Below are 12072 nucleotides of genomic sequence, written 5' to 3' on the forward strand. Positions count from 1 at the left end.
ATCATCCCAAGCAAAATGTTTCGTATTCACCAAACAAAAAATAATTTGGTATCAACAAACTTGGCACACTATTGAGTTCTCAAACAACAAACACTCTCGACACCGCATCCCGAACCCAAAGGGTTCGAGCTGCTTCGCTCCGGAGCAACTTTTCAAGCTTACCACCTCGTTGACCAGTGTCAACTCGGCGTTCCAAGCCTGTTCGCTTCGCGTTGACTTCCCGTCCGTTTCCGTTCGGTCCGTGTCAGCGGCACGAGATAAAACTTTACACGCCCTGTACCCCCACGCAAAATCCGCCTAGTACTCCCGGAAACTAACCCATTTACCAGTCTGACTAGGTATTTCATGTTTCGGGTACAACAAAACCGCCAAAAAAGTGTGGTGGTTCACAGATTCTTTGGCGGTTTTGCTTGGTTTTTACTTAGTCAGTTCGACGACAGCCATGTTCTTCTTGCCGCGGCGAACGATGGCGTAGCGGCCATGGAGGAAGTCGGCTTCAGACAGTTCGCTGTCGATGCCCTCGACCTTTTCGTTGTTCACGTAGGCGCCGCCCTCGCCGACGGTGCGTCGCGCAGCAGACAAGCTCTCGCTGAGGCCCGAAGCGTGCAGCACGTTCAGGATGCCGAGGTCGTCGGCCGCCACCTGGACGATTGGCAGTTCGGCAATCACTGCCTGCAGGGTCGACAAGTCGATCTCGCCCAGTTCACCATTGCCGAAGACCGCGGCGGAAGCAGCGATCACCTTGGTGGTGGCGTCTTCGCCGTGCACCAGGCTGGTTACCTGCCAGGCAAGCTCGCGCTGGGCCTGGCGCTTGAACGGACGCTCGGCAACTTCCACAGCCAAGGCCTCGATCTGTTCGCGCGACATGAAGGTAAAGACCTTCAGACGGTCGATCACATCTGCATCGGCGGTGTTCAGCCAGAACTGGTAGAAGGTGTACGGGGAGCACATCTCCGCATCCAGCCAAATCGCGTTGCCCTCGGACTTGCCGAATTTGGTGCCGTCCGAGTTGGTGATCAGCGGGGTACCGTAGGCGTAGGCGGACTTGCCCTCCACCTTGCGGATCAGGTCGGTGCCGCTGGTCAGGTTGCCCCACTGGTCCGAGCCACCAGTCTGCAGGGTGCAGCCGTACTGGCGGTACAGCTCCAGGTAGTCGTAGCCCTGCAGCACCTGGTAGGAGAACTCGGTGTAGCTGATGCCCTCGTCGGAGTTCAGGCGCGCGGCCACGATCTCCTTCTTGATCATCGTGCCCACGCGGAAGTACTTGCCCACGTCGCGCAGGAAGTCCAGGGCGGACAGCGGCGCGGTCCAGTCCAGGTTGTTGACCAGGCGCACCGCGTTCTCGCCCTCGTTGGACAGGAAGCGCGAGACCTGAGCCTGCAGCTTGGCAACCCACTCGGTGACGGTCTCCTTGGTGTTCAAGGTGCGCTCGGCTGTCTGGCGCGGATCACCGATCAGACCGGTGGAACCGCCCACCAGTGCCAGCGGCTTGTGGCCTGCCAGCTGCAGGCGGCGCATGTTCAGCAGCTGCACCAGGTTGCCTAGGTGCAGCGACGGCGCGGTGGGGTCAAAGCCGCAATAGTAGGTAATGGTCTCCTCGGACAGCGCCCGCTCCAGCTCGGCCTCGTCGGTGGACACGTGCACCAGGCCGCGCCACTTCAGCTCCTGCCAGACATTCGCGAAGGAGGAATCATTACTCTGTCCCGCAATAACGGGATTCTGATTGGTTTCAGACATGCTAACTTTGACCATTTTTCTGTCTATGTTCTGCCCCTTTGCTCCCGCTGCTTCCAGCGGAAGTTCACTACGGCGCAGCCAGTTGGGGTTTCCTGGCGTGCGCACTTCCTAGATTATCGGTTCGCGGCGGCTATATGCCAGTTCGCGCGGCCGACGCTCCTAGGCTTCCATCCCCTCGGGCAGCTCGCCGGTGTAAACCACGCGCAAGCGCTGGGTGGTGCGGGTCATCGCCACGTACAGGTCCCCCACTCCCCCGTCGACCTCGGCCACCAGCTGCTCGGGTTCCAAGATGATCACGCCGTCGAATTCAAGGCCCTTGGATTCGCGGGCGGAAATCACCACGATGTCCTGGCTCAACCCGCCGGAGCCTTCCCCGACACGGTCCCCGTAGGCTGCGGAAATCACGTCGCGCGTATGGGCCAGCTGGTCCTGCGGGACGATGACCGCCTGCAGGCCTCCGGCGGAATACTCCAATTCCTCGGCCAAGGCCGCGCGCAACGTGTCATCCAGCTGCGCGCCCGTGGTCTTGGTCAGCAGCGGAGGCCAGTCGCCCTCGCGCACGGCGCGCGGGGTGGTGATGTTCAGCCCGGCGGCCTGGGCCACGCGCACCGCGGCGTCGGCGATCTGCGCCGGCGTGCGATAGTTGACCGTCAGCTCCTCCAAGGTGAAGCGTTCGCCGAAGAACGGCGACAGCGCCTGCGCCCAGCTGGTCGCGCCCGAGGCCGCGGAGGTCTGGGCGATGTCCCCCACGATGGTGAAGGACTTGATCGGGCAGCGGCGCAGCAGCAGGCGCCACTGCATGGGCGAGAGCTCCTGCGCCTCGTCCACCACGATGTGCCCGTAGGCCCAGGTGCGGTCGGCGACCGCACGCTCGGCTGCGGTCTGGCGGGCGGCGGTCTCCTGGTTGACGCCGGCGACCTGCTCCGCGGTGACCACCCCGTCGATGCCTGCGTTTTCCAGCATGGTATGCATGTTCACCAGCGCGGCCTGCGCGTTTTCCACGTCGCGGTCGTACTGGGCCTGGTTGCTGGCGGCGTGCGGGTCCTCGAACTCGCCCAGCAGCTCGGCGGCCTCGTCAAGAAGCGGCACGTCGGCCTCGGTGAACGGCGCATCGACGCGGCGGTAGAGCGCGTCGCGGTCGGCTTCGGAAAGCTTCGGCGCGGCGGCGGCCAGCAGGTGCGGGTTGGCGAACAGCTCGCGCACCAGCTTCTGCGGGGTCATCGGCATCCAGCACAGGTTCAGCGCCACGCGCACGTCCCAGGACTCGCGCACTTCCTGCGGCAGGTAGGAGCGGTCGGTGGTCGAGGACTGCCCGGCCGATTCCTCCAGCTTGCGGCGCAGCTGCTCGGCCAGGTCCCCCACGAGCACCTTCACGAAGGTTTCGCGGGCCTGGTTGTACGGCTTGTGGGTGTGGCGGGCGCGTTCGCGCGCGTTGAGCACCATCTTGCGGGTCAACGTCAGCCGCGTGCCTTCGACCACCACGGTGCGGTCCTCGGGAAGCACGCGCTGGCGGTTGCGCACGGCGGCGGAGATGACCCGGGCCATGGAGGGCCGGCCCTTGAGCCGGGCCACGGTGCGGTTGGTTTCCGGCACTGCCTGCACCCCGTGGTACAGCTCGCCCACGGAGGACATGACCACGCCGGTCTCGCCCAGCGAGGGCAGCACGCGCTCGATGTAGCGCATGAAGGAATTCGAGGGCCCGACGATCAGCACGCCGGCGTTCTTCAGCCGTTCGCGGTATTCGTAGAGCAGGAAGGCGGCGCGGTGCAGCGCCACGGCGGTCTTGCCGGTGCCCGGCCCGCCCTGGACCACCACTGCCCCGGGCAGCGGCGCGCGGATAATGGCGTCCTGCTCGGCCTGGATGGTGCCCACGATGTCGCCCATGCGGCCGGTGCGCTTTTCGCGCAGCGCCGCCATGAGCGCGCCTTCCCCGTGGTGGGTGTGGCCCTCGTCCAGCCAGGTCTCGTCCAGCACGTCGTCCTCGATGCCTGCCACGGTGCGCCCGGAGAGCATCAGGTGGCGGCGGCGGCGCACGCCGCGCGGGTTCAGCGCGGTCGCCTGGTAGAACGGCGCGGCCTCGGCGGCGCGCCAGTCGATCATCAGCCGGTTGAGGTCCTCGTCGCTCAGGCCGATACGCCCGATGTAGCGGATGCGGTTCTCCTCCGCCTGGGGATCCCCGTTGGAGCCGTTGGCCGCGGCCATGTCCAGGCGGCCGAAGACCAGCCGGTCCTGCACTGCATCCAGCTGCGCGATGCGGTCCTCGTACAGGGTCGCGAAGGAGTCGCGCTCGGACATGTTCTGGAAGCTGCCCACGGCGCCCTGCGCCCGGGTGCGTCCGAGCTGCTCCACCTTTTCGGCGCGCAATTCATCAAGCCTGGCGTACAGTTTCCCCACGTACTCGGTTTCGACGGACAGATCCTGTTCGATCGTTTCGGACAACCCAGTTTCCCCTTGCGCTAAATTCACAGGACAGACAATTCTACGCGTGCCGCGGCGGCGGCCGGTAATCCGCTTCGCGGGCGGCGTAACCAGCCGACGTGTTACTTCAGGAGTGCACCAGCTGCAGCGAGACGACCTCGTGTCCGTCCAGCTTGGCGCGGCCGTCTAAGCCGTCGAGTTCCAGCACCACGCCGATGCCCGCGACCACGGCGCCGGTCAGCTCGACCAGGCGCACCGCCGAGCCCACGGTGCCGCCGGTGGCCAGCACATCGTCCAGGATCAGCACCCGGGTGCCCGGGGCGATCTCGTCACGGTGCATTTCCAGGCAGCCGGAGCCGTATTCCAGGGTGTATTCGTCGCGGTAGACCTCGCGCGGCAGCTTGCCTGCCTTGCGGATGGTCAGCATTCCCTTGCCGGAGGCGTAGGCGGCCGCCGCGGCGAGCACGAAACCGCGGGCCTCCAGCCCTGCCACGATGTCGAACTGGCCCTCGAACGGGGCGATCAGCTCGTCGACCATGCGGCGCAGGCCTGTTGGGTCCGCGAAGACCGGAGTCAAGTCCTTGAATGAAATTCCGGGCTGCGGGTAGTCGGGGACAATCGCGCATAAACGGTCCAGCAGGTCGGTAATGCTCTCAGTAGTATTCACGCCTCACAATTTTAGCCGTACTCGGGGCTCTTCGAACCACACGGCTTAACTGCCTCGGCCGCAGTTCCCGGAAGGGAACTGCGGCCTCGGTTTCGGCGGCCCGGCGCTAGCGGTTCATCAGCCGGTCGCTCGGCCAGGGCAGCAGCTCGGGGTAGTCGGCGGCGTCCGCGGCCGCGGTGGCCTGCACCGGACCGGCGGCCGGACGGCCGGCAAGCCATGCTGCCAGATCAAACTCGGTTCCGGAGAGCACCCAGGAGTTCTCCCCGGCGCCCAGCACCACCGGGGACTTGCCGTGGGGCTGCAGCACCAGGCGGTCCTCGGAAGGCACCCGGGCGGCCAGCGCGCGGAAGAGATGCTCAGAGAATTCGGCCGGCCAGCTGGAAGCAGGGCGCACGAACTCGTCAAGGTCGGTGGCGTGGATCAGCATCTCTCGCCAGGTGGCGTACATCATGTCCGCAACCTTCGCGCCGGGGCGGTAGCCCACCGATTCCTCCCACTTGCCGGCGGCGGAAGGCAACACCTCGCGCAGCTCGGCCAGCGCGGTGTTGGTCAGCTCCAGCAGCGCCTCGGGGCGCATCAGCGCTGTCATGTTGATGGCCTCGATGCGGCCGGCCGCTCCCCCGTCGTACATTTCCAGCGGCGGTTCCTGCCCGGCGCGCTCGAACTGGCGGCGGGCTGCCTTCGCGAAGGAGGCCAGGTGCGCAATGAGCTGGGCGGTGCTCCAGCCCGGCAGCGAACTGGCCTTGGGGTAGTTCTGGAAGTCGACGCCGCGCACCTGTTCGCGCAGCTCATCCAATGCGGTGGTGACCTGAGAAATGAGTGCGTCCGGCGCCAGTATCTGTGTCATGACCCACACTGTATCGCGAGTAGGGCTTAAATGCGTAGGCGGCCGGATCCGCGCCGCATGATTCCTGCGGTGCGGCTCCGGCCACCGGCCGGTCCAGGCTACTTGGCGATCCAGCCGCGGACCTCGTCAAGCTGGCGCTCGAACTCGGTGATCTGCTGCGCGACAGCGCTCGGGGCGGTGCCGCCCTGGCCGTTGCGGGCGTTGAGCGAGCCCTCGGTGGAGAGCACTTCGCGCACCGCCGGGGTCAGGTGCTCGGAGATGCCTGCATAGTCCTCGTCGCTCAGGTCCCACAGCTCCACGCCGCGCGATTCGGCCAGCTGCACGGCGGCGCCGGAGAGCTCGTGGGCGTCGCGGAACGGCACGCCCTGGCGTACCAGCCACTCGGCGATGTCGGTGGCCAGCGCGAAGCCCTGCGGGGCCAGGCCGGCCATGCGCTCGGTGTTGAAGGTCAGGGTTTCGATCATGCCGGCCACGGCGGGCAGCAGGATTTCAAGGGTGTCCGCTGCGTCGAACACCGGCTCCTTGTCTTCCTGCAGGTCGCGGTTGTAGGCCAGCGGCAGCGCCTTCAGGGTGGCCAGCAGGCCGGTCAGGTCGCCGATCAGGCGTCCTGCCTTGCCGCGGGCGAGCTCGGCGATGTCCGGGTTCTTCTTCTGCGGCATGATCGAGGAGCCGGTGGAGAAGGCGTCGTGCAGCTTCACGAAGCTGAATTCCTTGGTGGCCCAGAGGATGACCTCTTCGCTCACGCGGGACAGGTCCACGCCGATCATCGCGGCGATCCAGGAGAACTCGGCGAACACGTCGCGGGCGGCGGTGCCGTCGATCGAGTTGAACACGGCCGAGTCGAAGCCCAGCTCGTCGGCCACGAAGTTCGGGTCCAGGCCCAGGGTCTGGCCGGCCAGCGCGCCGGAGCCGTACGGGGAGACTGCAGCGCGCTTGTCCCAGTCCACGAAGCGCTGCACATCGCGCAGCAGCGGCCAGGCGTAGGCCAGCAGCAGGTGCGAGAGCAGGATCGGCTGGGCGTGCTGCAGGTGGGTGCGGCCCGGCATCGGCGCGTACGGGTGGGCCTTGGCCTGGCCCAGCAGCGCGTCGAGGGTGTCAATGACGCCGCCGGCGATGATACGGGCGTGGTCGCGCAGGAACATGCGGCCCAGGGTGGCGATCTGGTCGTTGCGCGAGCGTCCGGCGCGCAGCTTGCCGCCCAGCTGGGTGCCGGCGCGCTCAAGCAGCCCGCGTTCCAGCGAACCGTGCACGTCCTCGTCGGAGTGCGCGGCGGTGTAGGTGCCGTCCAGCACGTCGGCCTCGAGCTTGTCCAGCGCGGCGATCATGTCGGCCAGTTCCTGCTCGGTGAGCAGGCCGGCACGCTGCAGCACCTTGGCGTGGGCGCGGGAGCCGGCGATGTCGTAGCTGGCCAGGCGCCAGTCGAAGTGGGTGGATTTACTCAGCGCGGCCATTGCGTCCGCGGGACCGTCGGAGAAACGGCCGCCCCAGAGCGATCCTTCATTTGTTGACGAGGCCATGGCTCGTTCCTTTCTGCTGCCCGGATTCCGCCGCGCGCCCAACCGGTTTCGCCGGCGGGCGCGGTGGAGTTTATTTCGCTGAATCCTACTCTAGCAAAGGTTTATGCAATGTTGCTCATAAATATGCATCAACCTCAGGTGAGTTCCCCCAGGCCTTGCGAAACCCCTTCCTGTGGAAAGTGGAAGAAGTCCCGTCGCGCTCGCCAACAGTTGGCGGCTTCCCTCTTCCACGAAGCATGGCCCCGGCGTAAGGTGAAGCCATAGTCGTATACGGATACGTCGTTGGAGGAAATCAAATGGATATCCAGTTGTTCCGCGGTGACATCACCACCCTGAGCGTGGACGCCATCGTCAACGCAGCCAACCCGTCCCTGCTCGGCGGCGGAGGCGTGGACGGTGCCATCCATGCAGCCGCGGGTCCGGCCTTGCTGGCCGCATGCCGCGAAGTTCGCGCCAATCGCTATCCTGACGGCATTCCCTCGGGTGTCGCCGTGGCAACCAAGGCGGGAAACCTCAAGGCCAAGTGGGTCATCCACACGGCAGCCCCGAACCTGGCCCTGATCAAGCCGAACCCCAAGATCCTGGCCGATTGCTTCAAGAACTCCTTGTATGTGGCAGCCCGCCACGAGGCGCATTCGATCGCCTTCCCCGCGCTGGGCGCCGGGGCATTCCGCTGGGATCCCAAGCAGGTTGCGCAGATCGCCTTCACGGCCATCAACGAGTGGGTCCAGACCAACAAGCACATCTCCCCGATCCACCGGATCGTCCTGGTCGCCTACAACGACGAAGTGCAGACGGCCTTCGAGGAAGCCTTCACGCTGAACGCCGTCGAGGAGCTGGCAGCCTAGCAGCGCGCGGCTCCCAAAGCCGCTCATGATGCACAATAGCCGCCGCGGACCGCAAGGTGCGCGGCGGCTTAGCTGTCTTGGCAGCGCGATTGCCGGGCACCGCCCGGGCGCACCGGCCGCGCTTGGGGGATGCTGCGGCGCGGGCCCGGACGGCTAGGACGGCCGCGCCGGGCAAGGCGCCCGCGGCACCGCGGGCAGGGCCGAGGCCGCCCTTGCACCGATGATGGCGCACCGAGCGCGGGCGCAACGATGCCGGGCGCAGAATGTGGATAACATTCTGCGCCCGGCATCGTCATTGGGCTGCGGAGGATCCGCCGGGTTCTAGCTCGGCTCGGCCAGCTGCAGGAAGCGGGCGGCCACCTCGGCGCCGCCGTCCACCTGGCGGGTGGTGACCATGATGGTGTCGTCCCCGGCGATGCAGCCGAGGATGGAAGGCATCTGCGAGTGGTCGATGGCCAGGGCCAAAAGGTTCGCGGCGCCCGGAGGGGTGCGCAGCACCACGATGTTCCCGGAGGCCTCGGCGGTGACCAGCTGCTCGGCGCAGATCTTGGCCAGCCGGGCGTCCAGCACCTCCTGGGTGATGGCGGTCTGCGGAGAGCGGTCCCCGCCTTCCTGCCGCACCGCGTAGATCAGCTGGCCCAGGTTGTCGCGGATGCGCACCGCGCCGATTTCCACCAGGTCGCGCGAGAGCGTGGCCTGGGTGACTTCCAGCCCGTCGTCCTTGAGCAAGCCAAGCAGCTCGGCCTGGGACTTGACCGAGTTGTTGCCCAGGAATGCGCGGATACGCGCCTGGCGGGCGGTTTTCGTACTGGGCTGCGAAGCCATGTTTACAGCTCCACCCTGGGGTCTTCGGCCAAGCCGGAGGCGACCATGAGCCAGGTCATGACCGCCTTCTGCGCGTGCACGCGGTTCTCGGCCTCGTCGAAGACGACCGACTGCGGGCCGTCGATGACCTCTGCCTCGATCTCGTAGCCGCGGTAGGCCGGCAGGCAGTGCAGCACAATGGCGTCGTCCTTGGCGTGCTTCATCGCCGCGGAGGTGACCGAGTAGTCGGTGAACAGCTTCAGGCGCGCTTCCTTCTCCTCTTCCTGGCCCATGGAGACCCAGGTGTCGGTGGCGACCACGTCGGCGTCCGCCAGCGCGGCGGCGGCGTCGGTGGTGATGGTGACCGAGCCGCCGGTCAGCGCGGCGCGCTCCTGCGCCGCGGCGACGATGGAGGCCGCCGGCAGGTAGCTTTCCGGTCCGGCGATGGCCACGTGCATGCCCGCGGTGACCCCGGCCAGCAGGTAGGAGTTGGCCATGTTGTTGGCAGCGTCGCCCAGGTAGGCCATCTTCAGGCCTGCCAGCGCGCCCTTGTGCTCGCGCACGGTGAGCAGGTCGGCGATCAGCTGGCAGGGGTGGTAGTCGTCGGAGAGCGCGTTGATCACCGGCACCGAGGAGTTCGCCGCCATTTCCTCCAGGCCCGACTGGGCGTAGGTGCGCCACACGATGGTGGAGACCATACGCTCGAGCACCTTGGCCGAGTCGGAGATGGACTCCTTGTGGCCCAGCTGGGACTCGGCAGAGTTGATGATCAGCGGGGAGCCGCCCAATTCGGCGATGCCGGCGTGGAAGGAGACCCGGGTGCGGGTGGAGGTCTTGTCGAAGAAGACCGCGACGGTCTGCGGGCCGGCGTACGGGGTGAAGCCGTACTTGTCGGCCTTCATGGCCAGTGCCAGGTCCAGCACCTTGGTCTGCTCGGCCTGGGTGAAGTCCAGGTCGGTCAGGAAGTGGCGGGTTGCGCTCATGGTGTGTTCCTTAAAGTCTGAGGTGATTCTTAGGCTGCGGCAGCGGCCAGCAGGCCGGGCAGCGCCGCGATGAAGGTGGCCAGCTGCTCGCGGGTGATGACCAGCGGCGGGGCCAGGCGGATGGTGCGCTCGTCGGTGGCGTTGATGATGAAGCCGGCGTCCAGCGCGGCGGCGACCATCTTCGGCGCCGAGCCGTTCAGCAGCTCGAAGGCGTTGAGCAGGCCGGCGCCGCGCACCGCGCCCACGCCGTGAACGCCTGCCAGCTGCTCGCGCAGCCAGGCGCCGGTCTCGCGCACGTGGGCCAGCAGGTTGTCCTTTTCGATGGTGTGGATGACCGCCAGGCCGGCGGCGCAGGCCACCGGGTTGCCGCCGAAGGTGGTGCCGTGGTCGCCCGGGGTCAGCCAGGAGGTGTTGGCCTCGCCAAAGACGATCATCGCGCCGATCGGGAAGCCGCCGCCCAGGCCCTTGGCCAGAGTCATCACGTCCGGAATCACCGGCGCGGAAGCGAAGAACTCGCCGGTGCGGCCCATGCCGGTCTGCACCTCGTCGAAGACCAGCAGCGCGCCGGCCTCGGTGGTGATCTCGCGGGCCGCCTGCAGGTACTCGGCGGACAGCTCCAGTACACCCGCCTCGCCCTGGATCGGCTCGATGAACACTGCCGAAACGGTGTGGTCCACCGCCTCGCGCAATGCCTGGATGTCCCCGGCGGGGATCCAGGTGACGTTCTCGGGCAGCGGCGCGAACGGGGCGCGGTACTTCTCCTTGTAGGTCAGCGACAGCGCACCCAGGGTACGGCCGTGAAAGGCATGCTCCAGTGCGATCACCTTGGTGCGCGGCGCCTGCTCGGTGCCCGCGTTGCGGCGGGTGAGCTTCAGCGCCGCCTCGTTGGCCTCGGTGCCGGAGTTCGCGAAGAACACCTTGGAGCCGGCCGGGGCGGCGGAGATCTGCAGCAGCTTCTCGGCCAGCGCGATCTGCGTGGGCGAGGTGAAGAAATTGGAGACATGCCCCAACGTGGCAAGCTGCGAGGTGATCACGGAAGTCAGCAGCGGGTTGCTGTGGCCCAGGGTGTTCACCGCGATGCCGCCGAGCAAATCCAGGTACTGGTTGCCGTCGGCGTCCCACACGTGGCAGCCGGCCCCGCGCACCAGCACGCGCTGCGGCGCGCCGAACACGCCCAGCAGGCTGTTGGAGTAGCGCTCGGCCAGCGCGGCCGATGACTGGTTGCCCAATCCGGCCAGGTCGGCGGCCTGGGAGTTCCCGCTCGGTGTTGCTTCGGTTGCGGCGGCGCTCTCGCTCACTTCTGGTCCTTCTGGTTTGTTGGTGCGGCGGGGACCACCTGGGTACCCACGCCGGCGGTGGTGAAGATTTCTAGCAGCATTGAATGCGGTTCGCGGCCATCCACGATGTGGGCCTGGCCCACGCCGGAGTCCACGGCGTCCAGGCAGGCGCCCATCTTGGGGATCATGCCCGATTCCAGGGACGGCAGCATCTCGCGCAGCTCGTCGGTGCTCAGCGAGGTGATCAGCGAGGACTTGTCGGGCCAGGCGCTGTACAGGCCCTCCACGTCGGTGAGGATCACCAGCTTGGAGGCGCCCAGCGCGGTGGCCAGGGCGCCGGCGGCGGTGTCGGCGTTGACGTTGAGCACCGCTCCGGTCGGTTCGCCCTCGGCGTCGAATTCCGGAGCCACGGTGGAGATCACCGGGATCATCCCTGCGTCGATGAGCGAGTCCACCTGGTCGGTGCGCACGCGGGTCACCTCGCCGACCAGGCCCAGGTCCACGGGCAGACCGTCGATGATGGTGCCGGTGCGGATGGCCTGCAAGGTGGCGCCGTCCTCCCCTGACATGCCCACCGAGTAGGGGCCGTGCGAGTTGATCAGGCCGACCAGGTCGCGCTGGACCTGGCCGGTGAGCACCATGCGCACCACGTCCATGGCTTCGGGGGTGGTCACCCGCAGCCCGCCGCGGAATTCCGACTCGATGCCCAGGGTGTCGAGCATCTTGTTGATCTGCGGGCCGCCGCCGTGCACCACCACCGGGTTGATCCCGGCGTGGCGCAGGAACACGATGTCCTCCGCGAAGGCGCGGCGCAGCTGCTCGTTGACCATGGCGTTGCCGCCGTACTTGATGACCATGGTGGTGCCGGCGAAGCGCTGGATCCAGGGCAGGGCCTCGATCAGCGCCTCGGCCTTGCGCTGGGCCAATCCGACGTCGGTGCGGGTGTTCTCAGGCATGTGCTCTTCCTTTGTCCT

At 66.9% G+C, this 12072-nt stretch carries 10 protein-coding genes; 1 reads left to right on the top strand and 9 read right to left on the bottom strand.

Going from position 1 to position 12072, the window contains the following annotated elements; genetic code table 11:
• Window positions 1-417: 417 nt before the first annotated feature.
• From tyrS to argH, 5 genes are all read right to left on the bottom strand, one after another.
• On the bottom strand, window positions 418-1737 hold the full coding sequence (gene tyrS, locus DFO58_RS05475) for a tyrosine--tRNA ligase (RefSeq protein WP_047121191.1): 1320 nt from the start codon (window positions 1735-1737) through the stop codon (window positions 418-420).
• A gap of 159 nt (window positions 1738-1896) precedes the next feature.
• The gene (locus tag DFO58_RS05480; protein WP_120989572.1) at window positions 1897-4176 is read right to left on the bottom strand and encodes an AAA family ATPase; all 2280 of its coding nucleotides are present in this window, start codon (window positions 4174-4176) and stop codon (window positions 1897-1899) included.
• Window positions 4177-4282: 106 nt separating this feature from the next.
• Window positions 4283-4822, bottom strand: coding sequence for an adenine phosphoribosyltransferase (locus DFO58_RS05485; RefSeq protein ID WP_047121190.1), 540 nt, complete (start codon window positions 4820-4822; stop codon window positions 4283-4285).
• A gap of 106 nt (window positions 4823-4928) precedes the next feature.
• Window positions 4929-5669 carry a maleylpyruvate isomerase family mycothiol-dependent enzyme gene (locus DFO58_RS05490; RefSeq protein WP_047121189.1) on the bottom strand — a complete coding sequence of 247 codons (741 nt, stop codon included), beginning with the start codon at window positions 5667-5669 and terminating at the stop codon, window positions 4929-4931.
• 98 nt (window positions 5670-5767) lie between these two features.
• On the bottom strand, window positions 5768-7186 hold the full coding sequence (gene argH / locus DFO58_RS05495; RefSeq protein WP_047121188.1) for an argininosuccinate lyase: 1419 nt from the start codon (window positions 7184-7186) through the stop codon (window positions 5768-5770).
• Window positions 7187-7482: 296 nt separating this feature from the next.
• On the opposite strand from argH, the gene DFO58_RS05500 reads away from it, so the two are divergent.
• Window positions 7483-8034: a macro domain-containing protein gene (locus DFO58_RS05500; protein WP_047121187.1), complete on the top strand. Its 552-nt coding sequence runs from the start codon at window positions 7483-7485 to the stop codon at window positions 8032-8034.
• A gap of 321 nt (window positions 8035-8355) precedes the next feature.
• Here the strand turns inward: DFO58_RS05500 and DFO58_RS05505 are convergent, their stop codons facing one another.
• The 4 genes from DFO58_RS05505 to argB are packed head-to-tail and all read right to left on the bottom strand — an operon-like array spanning window position 8356 to window position 12054.
• Window positions 8356-8859: an arginine repressor gene (locus DFO58_RS05505; protein ID WP_047121186.1), complete on the bottom strand. Its 504-nt coding sequence runs from the start codon at window positions 8857-8859 to the stop codon at window positions 8356-8358.
• Window positions 8860-8861: 2 nt separating this feature from the next.
• Complete coding sequence (argF, locus tag DFO58_RS05510) at window positions 8862-9821, bottom strand: ornithine carbamoyltransferase (protein ID WP_047121185.1); 960 nt, start codon at window positions 9819-9821, stop codon at window positions 8862-8864.
• 29 nt (window positions 9822-9850) lie between these two features.
• On the bottom strand, window positions 9851-11059 hold the full coding sequence (locus DFO58_RS05515; RefSeq protein WP_047121222.1) for an acetylornithine transaminase: 1209 nt from the start codon (window positions 11057-11059) through the stop codon (window positions 9851-9853).
• Between the two features lie 56 nt (window positions 11060-11115).
• The gene (argB, locus tag DFO58_RS05520) at window positions 11116-12054 is read right to left on the bottom strand and encodes an acetylglutamate kinase (protein ID WP_053797733.1); all 939 of its coding nucleotides are present in this window, start codon (window positions 12052-12054) and stop codon (window positions 11116-11118) included.
• Window positions 12055-12072 lie beyond the last annotated feature (18 nt).

Source organism: Arthrobacter sp. AG1021, from assembly GCF_003633665.1.
Taxonomy (GTDB): Bacteria; Actinomycetota; Actinomycetes; order Actinomycetales; family Micrococcaceae; genus Glutamicibacter; species Glutamicibacter soli.

Coding starts and splice junctions, on each gene's coding strand:
- tyrS (WP_047121191.1), bottom strand. CDS start 1,737: ATGTCTGAAACCAATCAGAATCCCGTTATTGCGGGACAGAGTAATGAT.
- DFO58_RS05490 (WP_047121189.1), bottom strand. CDS start 5,669: ATGACACAGATACTGGCGCCGGACGCACTCATTTCTCAGGTCACCACC.
- argH (WP_047121188.1), bottom strand. CDS start 7,186: ATGGCCTCGTCAACAAATGAAGGATCGCTCTGGGGCGGCCGTTTCTCC.
- DFO58_RS05500 (WP_047121187.1), top strand. CDS start 7,483: ATGGATATCCAGTTGTTCCGCGGTGACATCACCACCCTGAGCGTGGAC.
- DFO58_RS05505 (WP_047121186.1), bottom strand. CDS start 8,859: ATGGCTTCGCAGCCCAGTACGAAAACCGCCCGCCAGGCGCGTATCCGC.
- argF (WP_047121185.1), bottom strand. CDS start 9,821: ATGAGCGCAACCCGCCACTTCCTGACCGACCTGGACTTCACCCAGGCC.
- argB (WP_053797733.1), bottom strand. CDS start 12,054: ATGCCTGAGAACACCCGCACCGACGTCGGATTGGCCCAGCGCAAGGCC.